Source organism: Rodentibacter myodis, from assembly GCF_001999305.1.
Lineage (GTDB): Bacteria > Pseudomonadota > Gammaproteobacteria > Enterobacterales > Pasteurellaceae > Rodentibacter > Rodentibacter myodis.
Genome location: NZ_MLHQ01000025.1, coordinates 77,858 through 93,623, shown reverse-complemented (window position 1 = coordinate 93,623; position 15,766 = coordinate 77,858). Strand labels below are relative to the sequence as shown.

The window sequence follows — 15,766 nt, the reverse complement described above, 5'->3', positions numbered from 1 at the left end:
AAACCGCACTACAAAGTGCGGTTTTTTTAAGCCATTTTAATTACGCTAATTTTTTGATTTGTGCAGCTAATTTAGATTTGTGGTTTGCTGCTTTGTTAGCGTGGATTAAGCCTTTAGAAGCCATACGGTCAACAACTTTTTGCATTTCAACGAATGCTGCTTCAGCTGCTGCTTTTTCACCGGCTGCTACTTGAGCATAAACTTTTTTGATGTAAGTACGCATCATAGAGCGTTGGCTTGCGTTGTGTTGGCGACGTTTTTCAGATTGAATCGCACGTTTTTTTGCTGACTTGATATTAGCCAAGGTCAAACTCCTAAAATTTCTGTTGATTGATAGACAAAATAAAGGGCGTCAATATGCCGATTTTTTATACTTTTGTCAATGGAATATTTGTGTTGGTTTCGGTGAGACACAACCGAAAGTAAGCATCGTTATTTTCATAAGCGCTTTCAATAGGACTGGCTCACACAAACGATGTGGGGCGGATTTTATCAGTTTTTTTATATGGAATATAGCGTAAAAACAAAATTTCTATACAATTAGGCGAAATTTTTAAGCCGAGAGAACAATATTTTGAGTAAACGACTTTTGAAATCAGGCATTATTGTTAGCAGTATGACCCTATTATCACGCGTGTTAGGATTGGTGCGTGATGTGGTGATCGCCCATCTTATTGGTGCGGGGGCAGCGGCTGATGTATTTTTATTTGCCAATCGTATTCCAAATTTTCTTCGCCGTTTATTTGCGGAAGGCGCGTTTTCTCAGGCTTTTGTGCCGGTATTGGCAGAATATCGTCAATCCGGTGATGTGGATAAAACCCGTGAATTTATCGGCAAAGTGTCAGGCACCTTGGGCGGTTTGGTCACTATCGTCACACTCCTTGCTATGGTGGGATCACCTGTGGTTGCGGCTTTATTTGGAATGGGCTGGTTTAACGATTGGTTAAATGACGGCCCTGATGCACATAAATTTGAGCAAGCCTCGTTATTACTTAAAATCACCTTTCCTTATTTGTGGTTTGTGACCTTTGTCGCCTTATCCGGCGCGGTGCTAAATACCCTTGGTAAATTCGGCGTGATGTCTTTTTCACCGGTATTGTTAAATATTGCGATGATTGCGACCGCACTTTTCCTTGCACCACAAATGAATGATCCCGATCTCGCTTTAGCTATCGGTATTTTTCTTGGCGGTTTACTGCAATTTTTATTTCAAATTCCGTTTATGAAAAAAGCCGGTTTATTGGTAAAACCCAAATGGGCTTGGCACGATGAAGGTGTCACCAAAATTCGTAAACTAATGATTCCTGCCTTATTCGGGGTGTCGGTGAGCCAAATCAATTTATTGCTGGATACCGTCATTGCCAGTTTTTTAATGACGGGTTCTATCAGTTGGCTTTATTATTCCGACCGTTTACTTGAATTTCCTCTTGGCTTGTTCGGCATTGCTATTTCTACGGTAATTTTACCCACACTTGCCCGTCATCACGTAAATCGTGAAGAGAATTCCGTACAAAGTGCGGTGGATTTTCGCAACACAATGGATTGGGGCGTGCGGATGATTTTATTGCTCGGCGTACCGGCAGCCATTGGTATCGCAGTATTGGCACAACCTATGTTACTCACATTATTTATGCGTGGAAATTTTACTTTGAATGATGTGCAAGCTGCCTCTTATTCTTTATGGGCGTTCAATGCCGGGTTATTGAGTTTTATGCTGATCAAAATTTTGGCGAACGGCTATTACGCCCGCCAAGATACCAAAACACCGGTGAAAATCGGTATTATCGCTATGGTGAGCAATATGGGTTTTAATCTGTTGGCTATTCCGTTTGGTTATGTGGGATTGGCGATCGCCTCTGCGATGTCGGCAACGCTCAACGCCTATTTGCTTTATCGCGGTTTGGCAAAGGCGGATGTATATCGTTTTTCCCGTAAAAGTGCGGTCTTTTTTGTGAAAGTTTTAATTGCCGCATTAATAATGGGAGCTGCCGTTTGGTATTACGTGCCGACTATCAATCAATGGGCGGCAATGAGTTTTATAATGCGTGTCTATTGGTTGACTTGGCTGATTGCTTTAGCGGCAATCGTTTATGCTATCACTTTGGTTTTATTCGGTATCCGCAAGCACCACCTGCTGACAAAAAACTAACTTACCGCTATAATGCCGAAATTCTGTCATTTTTGTGGATGAGGTTATGCAATTAATTCGGGGGCTACACAATGTAAGCCAAGTTTTTCAAGGTTGTGCATTAACCATTGGCAACTTTGATGGCGTACATTTAGGGCATCAAGCCATATTGCGACATCTCCGCCAAAAAGCAGACGAATTACATTTACCGATGGTTGTGCTGTTATTTGAACCACAACCACGTGAATATTTTATGGGGGAAAATGCACCGGCACGTTTAATGCGTTTGCGTGATAAGCTCCATTATTTACAACTGGCGAAGGTTGATTTTGTGATTGTGGCAAAATTTGACCGCACCTTTGCCGAACAGCCGGCCGAACAATTTATTGAAACACTCGTTAAACGGCTCAATATAAAATTTCTAAGCATTGGCGATGATTTCAAATTCGGTGCAAACCGTCAGGGTAACTTCACGATGTTGCAGAATGCGGCAAAGCGGTTTGGCTTTACGGTAGAAGATAATCACAGTTTTTGTTTAAACGAACAACGTATTAGCAGCACAGCGATTCGAGATGCCCTCGCTAATGATGATTTATCTCTTGCAGAAAAGTTGCTTGGAAAACCTTACCGCATTTTCGGACGTGTTATTCACGGCAATAAATTAGGCAGAACCATTGGTTTTCCCACGGCGAATATCCGCTTACACCGTCAAGTAAATCCTGTGAAAGGGGTATATGCCGTGAAAGTGCGGTTAAAATCCGGTGAGATTTTCAATGGCGTAGCAAATATGGGAAAACGCCCAACAATCAATGGTGCAATGCAACTTTTGGAAGTCCATTTATTTGATTTCACACAAAATATCTATGGCGAACAGGTAGAAGTTGAATTTTGTCATAAGATTAGAAATGAAATAAAATTTCCCTCTTTTGAAGATTTAAAGGTGCAAATTACAAAAGATGTGGAAACAGCAAAAGCGTTTTTTAATAAGAATTTAAAATGTAAAAATTGGAAAATAATAAAATGACAGTCGATTACAAAAACACCCTTAACTTACCGGAAACAGGCTTTCCAATGCGTGGCGATTTGGCAAAACGCGAGCCTGTGATGTTAAAAAATTGGTATGAGAAAAATCTTTACCAAAAAATTCGTGAAGCCTCTAAAGGTAAAAAATCCTTCATTCTGCACGATGGCCCTCCCTATGCAAACGGTAGCATTCACATTGGTCACGCAGTAAACAAAATTCTGAAAGATATTATCATTAAATCCAAAACTGCATTAGGTTTTGATTCCCCTTACATCCCCGGTTGGGATTGCCACGGTTTGCCGATTGAATTAAAAGTGGAAGGCTTGGTGGGAAAACCCAATGAGAAAGTTTCTGCGGCGGAATTTCGTCAAAAATGCCGTGAATATGCAGCGGAACAAGTAGAAGGGCAAAAGAAAGACTTTATCCGTTTAGGTGTATTGGGTGATTGGGATAATCCGTATTTAACGATGAATTTTGATACGGAAGCTAACATTATCCGTACATTGGGCAAAGTGATTGCGAATGGTCATTTATACAAAGGATCTAAGCCGGTTCATTGGTGCTTGGATTGCGGTTCTTCTTTGGCTGAAGCGGAAGTGGAATACGAAGACAAAATCTCTCCGTCTATTTATGTTCGTTTCCCGGCGGAAAGTGCGGTCGAAATTGAAGCTAAATTTAATGCGCAAGGGAAAGGCAAGGGAAAACTTTCTGCGGTGATTTGGACAACAACACCTTGGACAATTCCTTCAAATCGTGCCATTGCAGTGAATGCCGAACTTGACTATCAATTAGTACAACTGGGTGATGAGCGTGTCATTTTAGCGGCAGAATTAGTGGAATCCGTGGCGAAAGCGGTAGGCGTTGAAAATGTGGAAGTATTGGGTTCGGTGAAAGGGAAAGAACTTGAATTTACCCGTTTTCATCATCCGTTCAATGACTACAGCGTACCGGTGATTTTAGGTGATCACGTTACCACCGATGGCGGTACAGGTTTGGTACATACCGCACCGGATCACGGTTTAGACGACTTTATTGTAGGTAAACAATACGATTTACCGATGGCAGGGCTTGTGTCTAATGAGGGTAAATTTATTTCCGGCACGCTATTTTTTGCCGGCAAAGGCGTATTTGAAGCCAATCCGCTTGTGGTAGAAAAATTACAAGAAACAGGTAGTTTGCTGAAAGTTGAAAAAATTAAACACAGCTATCCACACTGTTGGCGTCATAAAACACCAATTATCTTCCGCGCGACACCACAATGGTTTATCGGTATGGAAGTAAAAGGCTTACGCCCTCAAGCATTAGGCGAAATCAAACAGGTGCGTTGGATTCCGGATTGGGGTCAAGCCCGTATTGAAAAAATGGTCGAAAATCGTCCTGATTGGTGTATTTCCCGCCAACGTACTTGGGGCGTACCAATGACAATGTTTGTGCATAAAGAAACGGAAGAACTCCACCCTCGCACATTAGAATTACTTGAAGAAGTGGCAAAACGTGTGGAAAAAGCCGGTATTCAGGCTTGGTGGGATTTGGATGAAAAAGAACTGTTAGGTGCAGATGCGGAACATTACCGCAAAGTACCGGACACACTAGATGTGTGGTTTGATTCCGGATCAACCTATTCTTCTGTGGTAGCAAGCCGCCCTGAATTTAATGGCAACAGTGCAGATATGTACTTAGAAGGCTCGGATCAACACCGTGGTTGGTTTATGTCCTCCTTAATGCTTTCTACCGCAACAGATAACAAAGCACCTTATAAACAGGTGCTGACTCACGGTTTCACGGTAGATGGTCAAGGGCGTAAAATGTCGAAATCTATCGGCAATATTGTCACACCACAAGAAGTGATGGATAAATTCGGTGGCGATATTTTACGTTTATGGGTAGCTTCTACCGACTACACCGGTGAAATGACCGTATCCGATGAAATCTTAAAACGTGCGGCAGACAGCTATCGCCGTATCCGTAATACGGCACGTTTCTTATTGGCAAATCTGAACGGTTTTGATCCAAAACGTGATTTAGTGAAACCGGAAGAAATGATTAGTTTGGATCGTTGGGCGGTGGCTTGTGCGTTAGAAGCACAAAAAGAAATTATTGATGCCTACGATAACTATCAATTCCACGCCGTAGTACAACGTTTAATGCGTTTCTGCTCGGTAGAAATGGGATCGTTCTATTTAGACATTATCAAAGATCGTCAATATACCACCAAAGCAGATAGCCTTGCTCGCCGTAGTTGCCAAACCGCACTATGGCATATTGCGGAAGCCTTGGTTCGTTGGATGGCACCAATCTTGTCATTCACCGCAGATGAAATTTGGCAATATTTACCGAAAACCGAAAATGAACGCGCAGAATTTGTGTTCACCGAAGAATTTTACACCGGCTTATTTGGTTTAGGCGAAAACGAAAAATTAGATGATGCTTACTGGCAAAAACTCATTAATGTGCGTTCCGAAGTAAACCGCGAGTTAGAAATCGCCCGTAATGAAAAAGTGATCGGTGGTGGTTTGGAAGCGGAAGTCACACTTTACGCAAACGATGAATACCGTGCTTTGCTTGAACAACTTGGTGATGAATTACGCTTTGTCTTAATTACCTCCAAAGCAACGGTAAAACCATTAGCGGAGAAACCGACTGATGTGGCAGAAGGGGAACTTGAAGGCATTGCGGTTAGCGTGATTCGTTCAAGTGGTGAAAAATGCCCACGTTGTTGGCATTATTCCGACAAAATCGGCATCAATCCGGCACACCCTGCATTATGCCCTCGTTGCGTGGAAAACGTTGCGGGCAATGGTGAAGTGCGTCATTTTGCTTAATTGTGATTTATTATCTTCAAAAGTGCGGTTGATTTGACCGCACTTTTCATTTAGGAAATTTTTATGGCTAAAACAAAATCCGGTCTTTCTTTTCTTTGGCTAAGTGCGGTCGCTTTTGCCCTTGATTTATTCACGAAATATATCGTGGTGCAAAAGTTTGATTTATACGAAAGTATAAGCGTAATGCCTTTATTTAATCTAACTTATGTGCGCAACTATGGTGCGGCGTTTAGCTTCTTGGCGGATCATAGCGGTTGGCAACAATATTTGTTTATTGTCTTGGCGTTGGCGATTTCCGCAATGTTGATTTATTTCTTAGCGAAAAATCGTGCCGAGCAAAAAATGCAAAATGCAGCTTACGCCCTCATTATCGGCGGTGCGCTCGCCAATATGGTAGATCGTGCTTATAACGGATTCGTGGTGGATTTCTTCGATTTTTACTGGGATATTTATCATTATCCGGTTTTCAATGTGGCGGATATTGTCATTTGTATCGGCGCGGGTTTATTACCGCTTGATGCATTAAAAAATGAAAAGAAAGTTCAAACAAAAGAAAAGAGCGGTCAAAAATGAAGATAATTTTAGCCAATCCCCGTGGATTTTGTGCCGGCGTTGATCGTGCCATTAGCATTGTAGAACTTGCACTGGAAATTCACGGCGCACCTATTTATGTTCGCCACGAAGTGGTGCATAACCGTTTTGTCGTGAATGGCTTGCGTGAGCGTGGTGCAATTTTTGTAGAAGAATTAAGCGAAGTACCGGACGGAGCGATTGTCATTTTCTCCGCACACGGTGTTTCTCAAGCAGTACGCCAAGAAGCGAAAGATCGCCAACTCAAAGTATTTGATGCCACTTGTCCCTTAGTAACCAAAGTACATATGCAGGTGGCACGCGCCAGCCGAAAAGGCACAAAAGCCATCCTTATCGGGCATAAAGGTCATCCCGAAGTAAAAGGCACAATGGGGCAATATAGCAACGATGAGGGCGGCATTTATTTAATTGAAAGCGTGGAAGATATTGCACGTTTACCGGTGCAAGAAAAGGATGATCTCACCTTTATGACACAAACCACACTTTCCTTAGATGATACCGCCGAAACGATTGCCGCATTAAAAGAAAAATATCCGTCAATCCAAGGGCCGCATAAAAATGACATTTGCTATGCCACAACAAACCGTCAAGAAGCAGTGCGTGAATTGGCTAAATTATCGGATTTAGTGCTGGTGGTTGGTTCAAAAAATTCCTCCAATTCCAATCGCTTAGCGGAATTAGCCTCCCGTATGGGAGTAAAATCACAGTTGCTTGATGACCCTGAAGATATTCAGGCAGATTGGTTCGACAAAGTGAAAACCATTGGTATCACCGCCGGCGCATCAGCACCGGAAGAATTGGTGCAATCCATCATTTCCCGCTTAAAAGAATTTGGTGCAAATGAGGTGGAAGAATTACAAGGTCTTGAAGAAAATATGTTCTTTGAAGTGCCAAAAGAATTGCGGATTAAATGCGGATTAAAGAAGTGAATTAGGTTAAAACGGAATCTTATTTCAGGATGCCATTTTTTTATTTTAGATAAAGATAATGTAATAAATACTAGATTTGGGAATTGTATAAAACTAATAAGAAAACAAGAGAAAAACTCGACTATACTTTTTATTGAATGCGAACGTAGGTGAACTATCAGTGAATTGTGTTCTGGCGAGAGGGAACAATCACTTTTTACTGTCAAGCCTTGAAATGCCTACTTTCTTTAACTTCCTTCTTATTGTGTGGGGAGTATCTTGGGGAGTTAAAATCTATTGTTTGCCTTTACTTTTCTATATTTTCAAGAAAAACGCCTTTAGGGTCAATCTTTAAATCTCGCTTAATCTCATTTTATATTAGGAAAGAAAAGGGCGATATTTTCGCCCTAAAGCTATGAGGTTTTAACGGTGGGAACAAGCTCAATATTGAATGCCGCTAAAATCTTTTGAATGGTGTCAAATCTTGGTTTCGCGTCTTTGGAAAGGGTTTTATAAAGGCTTTCACGCCCTAATCCTGTTTTCTCGCTAAGCTCTGTCATCCCTCGGGCGCGGGCAATATCCCCTAAGGCTTGTAAAAATTCGCCTTGGTCGCCTTCTTTTAGCACTTCCGTTAAATAAGCACTGATTGTTTCTTCATCTATTAAAAACTCGGCAACGTCAAATTCTCTGATACCGTGTTTTTCTCTCATTTCTTGGCTAATAGTCATTTATTCCCCCTTGCCTTTTAATTCAGCCCATAGTGTCTTAGCTTTTTCTATGTCGGCTTGTTGTGTGCCTTTGTGTCCGCCATTTAGTAAGATGTAAATAACTTCGCCTTGTTGGGCATAGTATATGCGGTAGCCTTTACTTACACTTAATCGCATTTCATTCACGCCATCGCCCAGAGCTTTCCAATCGCCAAAATTTCCGCGTTTTGCATTGTAAATTCTTCGGGCTATGCTTGCTTTAGCAATCGGATCTTTGAGTTTTTCAAGCCATCGGGCAAAAGTATCGGTAATTTCAATTTTAATGATTTCGTGCATTGCTTCTTCTCTTATTAATTAGCCTTATTGTATCCTTTGGGATACGAAAAAGAAAGAGATAAAGTGCGGTCATTTTCTGTCATTTTAGATTATGGTCGCCATAAAAATAATTTTTTTCTGTGAGTGTATTTTTTATAGGAATTATAGGAATTTAGGAACGCCAAGATTTTTTTCTTTATTTATTAAATAGTTAAGTGCTAAAAAACGTTCCTATTTTTGTTTTCCAAAATAGGAACGCAACAGGAATTTTTTAGGAACGGGAGAAAGCCATTTTTTCAAAATAGGAATGAAAAGGGCTAAAATAGGAATAAAAAGCCATAAAATAGGAATATTTTATTTTTATAACATATTGATTTATAAGTATTTATATTAGTTTATTCCTATTATTCCTATAAAAAATCAATCTTTTCTACAAAAAAATATTTTCAAGGCGTAAAAAAAGCAAGGATTGCACCTTGCTCTTTTGAAAATTTACTCGGCTTCTTCTTCGGTTTCCGGTTCATCTGAAAACGGCATAATTTTATAGGCTCTCGCCGTTTTGCCGATCATCTTTTTAGGTATCTTGAAAATAAACTCATTATAGCCTTGTTCCGGTTTGTTTGGTTTTTTGAGTAGCCCCGCTGTAAATAAAATACCCAATGCCATTTTTTTGGGGAATCCGTCTATCACTTCATCAAAGATTTTGGGATAAATGAAATAGTGTTCTTCTTCTTTTGCGGCTTTATCTGCCAGTACACGAACGCCCGCAATTTTTAACGGTGTTTTGGCGTTTGGGCCTGCCGGATATTCAATAAAAGCGGCTTCATTAATTAATAGCCAATCAGTTACGGCTCGAATCAGTGCGCTTTCCTCTCGGCTGTTTTCGCCAAATTCTTCTTTCCAGTTGAGAAAGTTTTTCAAAATGGCTTGCGCGCTTTCTTCTTCCGTCCATTGGGTTAAATCTTTGGCTAAATACAAAGCGGTTTCTAACACGGCAAAGCGATCACCGGCGACGCGTTGAACTTGTCCGCTCATATTGCTAGATAAATCTAACCATTTTTGCCGGATTGCTTTATAGACGGTTTTGATGCTGTCCGCATTGTTGGCAAGAAAAGCAATCCATTCACGCCCAATTACGCCAAAAAACATTCTTGCACTTTTTCGTTTAAATGGTCGGCGTGAGCTTTATTATTCGGAAAGCTGTGTAAATTGCCCGCTTCCTCGAGGGGAACATTTAAAAGCCGCACTAATTGTCCTGCGTGTACTTTTGCTCCCTGTAACCTTAATTGCGTTTCTAAATCCTTTTCACCGGTTGAAAGTGCGGTCACTTTCCAGCGTTTTATTTGTCGGTTTCCTCCCTCTTTTTCACCGCGGATTTTATCCGTTTCATTGAATAAATCGTAAGCAATCGTTTCAAGGTTTTTCCCGTCTTTGGCTTGCCCGATTTCGTCAAGAGTAATAAAACCATCATTTCTTGCGGAGGCTTCATTTTTTACGCCGGTTGCGGTGGTACTCCAGCTTAATTTGATTTTGTCAGGGTTGCCGTAAATGCTGTTGGCTATGTTTAATGTTGTGCTTTTTCCTTTTGAACTTTCGGCGAAAAGGTGAACCCCAAAGGATTCCCGCCCCAAAAGTGAAAGCATTGGTGCGGCAAGGGCAACGGCTACGCCTAACATCATTGAGACATTGCCCCGCACATTTTGCGCGATTTCTCTTTGCCAATCGGCAAGGGTTCCGCTTGTAGTATAGCCTAGGCTTGAACTGCTTTTATCCGTGAAATAGATAGGTTTTGTTGGTGTGCCAATGATTTTCCCATTTGGCAATAAATATGCTCCATTCAGCCAGCCGGTCACATTGGTGATCGTCCATTGTGTCGAATGGTTACCATTAAAGTGAAAATGCTCGGTGAGCTTTTGAGTTAAGCCCGATCCCTGTGTCATCTTCAAGCCTTGCGCTTTTAACATTTTCCAGCCGGTATCCGTGCCAAAATCTTCACGGGCAATGGCAACCGTGCGCGGTGTACTTTCATCTCGGTTTTGCCATTGGAAAAGGTAATAATATTCACCGCCTGCGGTTTTACCTTCACCCACTAACGCTAAATTGTCGCAAATCCACGTTTCTTTTTCTTGAATGATCTCGCCGGTGTCTCTATCCACCTTGGGCGTTATATAATGTAATCCTTTAATCTTGCCATTTTCTCGATATTCAACATAAGGTGTTTTGCGTGGGGCGTTGTCTTGCTCTATGGTGTCTATCATCATTTCAGCCGTATTACGCGCCGTTTCATCTTCTCTTAGGCGTAAAACATAGCCGCTTAAATCCTGCTTATTTTCGCCTAAGTTATCGGCAAAAAAGATTTTTTCAGCCTTGGAATGTTTGGCTATGGCTAAAAGTAAGGCGGTTTCTTGTGCTTGTGTCACGTTACCAAAACGGCAAAACGTCACTACGTGAACCTCTTCTTTTAAAATCTGGTAATTGCCTGCATTCGCCAATTTTTCAGCATCTAAAATAATCGGTTTATAATCATTGCCTAAGCCTAATTTATCACGCAATAAGCTCCATTCTAGCCCATTTCCTTTTCCCCACGCGTACCACGCTTTATTGCCAATTAAAGCAAAAATATGTTCATAGGCTACGCGTCCTTGTTCGTCAAAGTGCGGTACTTTTGGTAGTTGTTTTTTCGTTGCCATAATGCCTCCTAACCTTGATTTCTATGCTTAAAAAACGCAATCACATCGCCGGCGCGGTATTTTTTCGGGGCGTTTTTCTTTGGTGTGCCTACGCTTGCCGGAAAGTGCGGATCGTGGATAAGTTTTTGCATTAAATAGCCGTATGAAATTTTGGCATAGTTTGCCACTTGGCGCGCTGTCCATATTTCATCGGGGTTATAGATTGCTTTGTCGTTTTCAAGTCGGCTTAGGCGTTCATCATAATCGGTAAGAATGCGTTTCAGGTTTGTTAGCGTTAATTTTGATTCTTGTTGCATATTGTTCCATCCGTTAAAGCGAGGCATTTCACCCCGCTGATAAGATAAAGTGTGGTCAATTTTTACGGCTAATTTCTATTTAGCCTACGCGCTATTTTCTGTTGTTTGCGCTTTTGCTTTACCCGCCTTTCACCGGTATTGCGCTTTTGACTTTTAGGAAAATCAAAGCCTGCAAAGGCTTTATCAAACAGGTGACTATCACCGGCGAAAAATTCCAATTCTGCGCCGTTGGGAAAGCGTAACAAAGACGTTTTAATGGTCATTTTTACCCCCTGTTAAAATTGACCGAATATCCGCCAATAACCGGCTATATTGCTCATCTACGGTTTTACTATGGTTTTTCATTATTTCGTGTAAGCAAAGCATTCCGCCTTGTCGTTTGGCTTCCTTCACTTCTGCCGCGCGATAATATTCATCAAGGGCCAACACTAAATCAGGGTAAAATTCCGTCATTATGTTGATGTTTTGTGCGTGAAATGCTTCGATTTTGTCTTGTACTTGTTCGGCTGGGGTTGGGTTGTTGATGCGGCGTTGAACTTCACGCTCTATTTCTGCATAGTTAGGCATAAATCCCCCCTTGAACGGTAAAATCGACCGCACTTTTTAAACGTTGAACAAGGCGATTTAATTTGCTTTCGGCTTGATTAAATTGGTGGTTGCCGTAAGTGGCGAGGGTGAGTAAATAGCGGTGGTCTGCTGTAAGCTGAAAACGGGCGTTTTCTTCGCTGTCGGCTTGGATTAATAGCACATCTTCGCTATAAGTTGGGCGCGTGCGGTTAGCACAAAGAAATAAATAGATCATCTCTGCGGTTTCCTGTAATAAATTTTGAGGAACTACCGCTAAAGTTTCGAGGCTTGGGCGGTAGCACATAACGGGCTCGAAAACCGTTATTACAGGAAAACGGCAAAGGGCGTAACCTTTCCCGTTATGCGCTACCATTGAGAATAGACTATCAGAAAATAGGCTATATTGAATAGATGCGTAAACGCTACGAACAAAAAAAGCACGATTTGGCGTGCTGTTCGCCTGTAATAATAAAACGAGTTTCGAGGCTCGTACTTTAGATTTTGCTAAAGCGAATTTAATATAGTTTAATTTCGTTTTAACTGTCAAGGCTGAATTTGACAAAAAACGGCTTTTTTTGTGCGGTTGATGAAAAGTGCGGTCAAATTTCGGGTTGATTTTGACGATAAGTGAAAGGCATTGAAAATCGGCGCTAAGGCTTAGGCGCGCGTTAGTTTCGTTGTTGGCTTGAATAGTTTGAACGCACAAATTAAAGTGCGGGTGCGTGCGATTGACGCATAGAAATTTGTAGATCATTTCTGCGGTTTCCATTTGTAAATTTTTGGGAACTACCGCTAGATTTCTCACGATCGGGCGGTAGCGCGTAACGGGGTGAGAAACTGCTACAAATGGAAAGCAGCCAACCGCAAGCGGTTGCCCATTACGCGCTACCATTGGGAATAGTCTATCAAAAGAAAGATTATTTTGGATAGGTGTGCGAACGCTACGAACAAAAAAAGCACGGGTAAAAACTGGCGTGCTAGGGTTCGCCATTTGTAAATTCAGCTTCTCACGGCCGGCTTCAGATTTTGCTAAAGCGGATTTAATATAGTTTAATTTCGTTTTAGTTGTCAAGGCTGAATTTGACAAAATATGGCTTTTTTTGTGCGTTTGATGAAAAGTGCTTGATTTTTGGCTATAATACGCCCGTTCATTTCTCATAAATGAATCCTTATTTTATGTTTTATGGTTGATTTTGAGTGTCAAGCCTCCGTTCAGGTCGGGGGCTTTTCTTTTGGCTGCGTTTTGGCGGCTCGATTAGAAATTGAGCTTTCCTTGTGCGTTGCCGGATTCTTTAAGCCGTGCTAAGCGTTCTTCGTTGGTCATAGGTTTTATCCCCGCTTCTTTCAACAGTTCTTTTTCGCTTTTCTCCCAGTTGCTCGCCTCCGGACAATCTACAAAAACAGCGCGACGAATGTTGGTGATTTGCCCGATAAATTCCGCTTGTAATTGGTTGCATTGTGGGCAGTAAAGGCGCGCACTGGTAACCAGTAAAGAAAGTTTGCCACTTGTTCGAATGCCTGCTTTATGCCCGCAAAACGGGCAATAAATGGTTAATCCGCTCATCTTACCCCCTTAGTTTGCGTGTTGGTTTTCTGCGGTGTGGTTTTGCTGGGCTAAATAACGCTCCACGGCTTCCACCGGATAACGGGCAAGCCGTCCAAATTTCACTGGCTTAGGGAATTTCCCCGCGTTGACTTGCTCCCATATCCAGCTACGCGATACATCAAGCATTTTGCAAAGCGTGGCGGTTGAATAATAGCGTTGTTGTGAATCGGTGTTTTTTTCCATACGTTCCCCTCTGGTTGTTGGTGTTGTCAAATAACGTGCTTTTTTGTCTTGTTTGTCGGGGAGGAATGGTAAGGAAGGATAAATTTATTAAATATGAAAAAACCTAGTTTTAAATGTTTAAAACTAGGTTTAGATCATTGAGCGGTTTTTACTTGAATTGAGCAAGTGCCTTGATTTTGCTTGATTCTCCTCGTGGTTTTCCTATTTCATTTTCTCTTAAAATTTTTTTTGTTGTTTCCGGTGTTATTGTAAAGTTTAGATCATTAAAATAGTTTTGATTATTGATAAGCTCTAAAATGGCATCGGAAATTCTTTCTCTATTATGGTGTGGATAAGCTTTAAAAATTTTTTGAGCAAGTTCAATGATTTGATCTTTGTATTTTATGCTCGGTCTGCCTCCTTTGCTCTTTTCGGTTTGAGTTGAATTAAATTCTTCATTTTGAGCGTCAATTTGATTGAAATAAGGGATAGTTTTCAGTTCAAATATTTTTAGCGTTTCTGTTTCTACAAGCACGTTTTCTTTTACCACTGTCTCGGGTTTCATTGTTCTTGTTGGGTTTTTCCATTCCTCGATAAAGTTTTCAAAACTATTTAAGTTTCTTAATGGTTTTCCGCCATTAGCAAATAGTTCTAATTCTTCCGGAACAATAAAAATAGAATCTTTGTTTAACTCTATAATTTGTTTGTCTCTACTATTCATTCCATCAATTGAAAAACCAAAACCATTGTTGATATTGTCATTTCTTGAGGCTCTAAATGTTATTTCTTTAAGGTTTATTTCAGGATTGTTTTCATCAATCAATATTTCTTCAAAGTCATTAAATTCAATAGCAAAAAAACCATTTAATTTTTCTATATTTGTTCTTACTCCCATATAGAAATCATCGTTGACAAAGCCATCGTAAACTGGGATTGTTTCATTATTTATTTTAGCTAAAAAAACATCTGAATCGACTAAGCCCATTTCTGATTTCATTGATTCAGATTGCATTTTATTGAATACGTCTTCAAAATTAAATGTATCATTTAAAATAGCTTTAAATCGATCAGTTTTTATAAAATTTGTTTTCCCTATATATCCTTGCCAGCAATGTACATCTAAATCATAAATGTCATCAAGCACTTTCTCTAAATTTGAATTATGGATATTGATTTTAAAAAAATCATCATCTATTTTTTCAAAATCAATTCTTACAGAAAGTTCTATTAATCCTTGATTAGCATAATGTAATAAATCGCCGCTTGTTACGGGTTGATTAAATATTTGACTTAATTTATCTGCCGCCTGTTGCAAGCTATACCATTTTCTCGGCGGTAAAGTAGGTTTGTTTTTTGTCATTTTTGAATCCTTAAATAAAAAGAAAGCCCATTAATAGGGCTTTAAATGGGATTTATTGGTATTGTCTATGGCGTGCGTTTTCATAGGCTTGTAGGCGGTCTCGCTTGCCTACGGATAATACAAAAACGGTGATTTCATTGTCTCGCACTTCATAAACAAGACGATAACCCGCCGTGCGTAGTTTGATTTTATAAAGTGCGGGTGAAAATCCGCGTAATTTGTCCGCTTGCACATGGGGATTTTCTAACCGTTCGTGCAATTTCTTCTTAAATTGGCTTTTTACCGGCTCGCCCAATTTCTGCCATTCTTTTAACGCTTTTTCGTGGAATTTCAGGCTATAAATCATTAAGGTTCACCGCAATAAATTCTCCCTCTTTCATACGTTCTTGTGCAATTCTGCCTAGCTCTGCATCTTCCGCCAATTCTTGAAAATATTCAAACAGTGCGGGAGTCACGCAATAAAAAGCCGGTTGATTTCGGTTCAAAATAGCGATAGCGCCCTGTTCACTCGCCTGCGCAATGCCCATAGGATCGCGTTTTAAATCGGTAATGCTTGCCGCTTGTTGTGTCAAAATTTGGTGTATTGCCAT

Annotated in this window: 19 protein-coding genes; 5 read left to right on the top strand and 14 right to left on the bottom strand. The window is 40.7% G+C overall.

The features are described from left to right. Positions 1–40: 40 nt before the first annotated feature. Positions 41–304: a 30S ribosomal protein S20 gene (rpsT, locus tag BKL49_RS09740; protein ID WP_077424925.1), complete on the bottom strand. Its 264-nt coding sequence runs from the start codon at positions 302–304 to the stop codon at positions 41–43. Positions 305–574: 270 nt separating this feature from the next. On the opposite strand from rpsT, the gene murJ reads away from it, so the two are divergent. The 5 genes from murJ to ispH all read left to right on the top strand — a co-directional run bounded on the left by murJ (position 575) and on the right by ispH (position 7,494). Continuing rightward, on the top strand, positions 575–2,149 hold the full coding sequence (gene murJ / locus BKL49_RS09730; protein ID WP_077424921.1) for a murein biosynthesis integral membrane protein MurJ: 1,575 nt from the start codon (positions 575–577) through the stop codon (positions 2,147–2,149). A gap of 46 nt (positions 2,150–2,195) precedes the next feature. Beyond that, positions 2,196–3,152, top strand: a complete 957-nt coding sequence (ribF, locus tag BKL49_RS09725; protein WP_167367139.1) for a bifunctional riboflavin kinase/FAD synthetase — start codon at positions 2,196–2,198, stop codon at positions 3,150–3,152. Continuing rightward, complete coding sequence (ileS, locus tag BKL49_RS09720) at positions 3,149–5,974, top strand: isoleucine--tRNA ligase (protein ID WP_077424917.1); 2,826 nt, start codon at positions 3,149–3,151, stop codon at positions 5,972–5,974. The genes ribF and ileS overlap by 4 nt, the downstream gene beginning before the upstream one ends. A gap of 63 nt (positions 5,975–6,037) precedes the next feature. Then, on the top strand, positions 6,038–6,547 hold the full coding sequence (gene lspA / locus BKL49_RS09715; RefSeq protein WP_077424915.1) for a signal peptidase II: 510 nt from the start codon (positions 6,038–6,040) through the stop codon (positions 6,545–6,547). Then, positions 6,544–7,494 (top strand): 4-hydroxy-3-methylbut-2-enyl diphosphate reductase, encoded by a 951-nt coding sequence (ispH, locus tag BKL49_RS09710; protein ID WP_077424913.1) that lies wholly within the window; start codon positions 6,544–6,546, stop codon positions 7,492–7,494. Before lspA ends, ispH begins: the two co-directional genes overlap by 4 nt. 392 nt (positions 7,495–7,886) lie before the next feature. On the opposite strand, the gene BKL49_RS09705 is transcribed toward ispH, so the two are convergent. The 13 genes from BKL49_RS09705 to BKL49_RS09650 all read right to left on the bottom strand — a co-directional run bounded on the left by BKL49_RS09705 (position 7,887) and on the right by BKL49_RS09650 (position 15,766). Continuing rightward, positions 7,887–8,201, bottom strand: a complete 315-nt coding sequence (locus BKL49_RS09705) for an addiction module antidote protein (RefSeq protein ID WP_425271882.1) — start codon at positions 8,199–8,201, stop codon at positions 7,887–7,889. Beyond that, a complete protein-coding gene (locus tag BKL49_RS09700; RefSeq protein ID WP_077424911.1) occupies positions 8,202–8,516 on the bottom strand; it encodes a type II toxin-antitoxin system RelE/ParE family toxin in 315 nt (104 codons plus the stop codon). It abuts the gene before it with no gap. 471 nt (positions 8,517–8,987) lie between these two features. Beyond that, positions 8,988–9,644, bottom strand: a complete 657-nt coding sequence (locus BKL49_RS12720) for a hypothetical protein (protein ID WP_244151987.1) — start codon at positions 9,642–9,644, stop codon at positions 8,988–8,990. Continuing rightward, positions 9,629–11,185, bottom strand: coding sequence for a DUF927 domain-containing protein (locus BKL49_RS09695; protein ID WP_244151986.1), 1,557 nt, complete (start codon positions 11,183–11,185; stop codon positions 9,629–9,631). The genes BKL49_RS12720 and BKL49_RS09695 overlap by 16 nt, the downstream gene beginning before the upstream one ends. Positions 11,186–11,193: 8 nt before the next feature. Continuing rightward, positions 11,194–11,481 carry a hypothetical protein gene (locus tag BKL49_RS09690; RefSeq protein ID WP_143530838.1) on the bottom strand — a complete coding sequence of 96 codons (288 nt, stop codon included), beginning with the start codon at positions 11,479–11,481 and terminating at the stop codon, positions 11,194–11,196. Between the two features lie 68 nt (positions 11,482–11,549). Next, positions 11,550–11,744 (bottom strand): hypothetical protein, encoded by a 195-nt coding sequence (locus BKL49_RS09685; protein WP_077424909.1) that lies wholly within the window; start codon positions 11,742–11,744, stop codon positions 11,550–11,552. Then, on the bottom strand, positions 11,734–12,048 hold the full coding sequence (locus tag BKL49_RS09680; RefSeq protein WP_077424907.1) for a hypothetical protein: 315 nt from the start codon (positions 12,046–12,048) through the stop codon (positions 11,734–11,736). Before BKL49_RS09680 ends, BKL49_RS09685 begins: the two co-directional genes overlap by 11 nt. Beyond that, a complete protein-coding gene (locus BKL49_RS12350) occupies positions 12,041–13,207 on the bottom strand; it encodes a host cell division inhibitor Icd-like protein (RefSeq protein ID WP_077424905.1) in 1,167 nt (388 codons plus the stop codon). The genes BKL49_RS09680 and BKL49_RS12350 overlap by 8 nt, the downstream gene beginning before the upstream one ends. Before the next feature lie 96 nt (positions 13,208–13,303). Continuing rightward, a complete protein-coding gene (locus tag BKL49_RS09670) occupies positions 13,304–13,612 on the bottom strand; it encodes an Ogr/Delta-like zinc finger protein (protein WP_077424902.1) in 309 nt (102 codons plus the stop codon). Between the two features lie 9 nt (positions 13,613–13,621). After that, entirely contained in the window at positions 13,622–13,837 is a 216-nt protein-coding gene (locus BKL49_RS09665; RefSeq protein WP_077424900.1) for a helix-turn-helix transcriptional regulator, read from the bottom strand. 148 nt (positions 13,838–13,985) lie between these two features. After that, entirely contained in the window at positions 13,986–15,176 is a 1,191-nt protein-coding gene (locus tag BKL49_RS09660; RefSeq protein WP_077424898.1) for a hypothetical protein, read from the bottom strand. Between the two features lie 52 nt (positions 15,177–15,228). After that, positions 15,229–15,522, bottom strand: coding sequence for a type II toxin-antitoxin system RelE family toxin (locus tag BKL49_RS09655; protein WP_077424896.1), 294 nt, complete (start codon positions 15,520–15,522; stop codon positions 15,229–15,231). Continuing rightward, complete coding sequence (locus BKL49_RS09650; RefSeq protein ID WP_077424894.1) at positions 15,512–15,766, bottom strand: type II toxin-antitoxin system Phd/YefM family antitoxin; 255 nt, start codon at positions 15,764–15,766, stop codon at positions 15,512–15,514. Before BKL49_RS09650 ends, BKL49_RS09655 begins: the two co-directional genes overlap by 11 nt.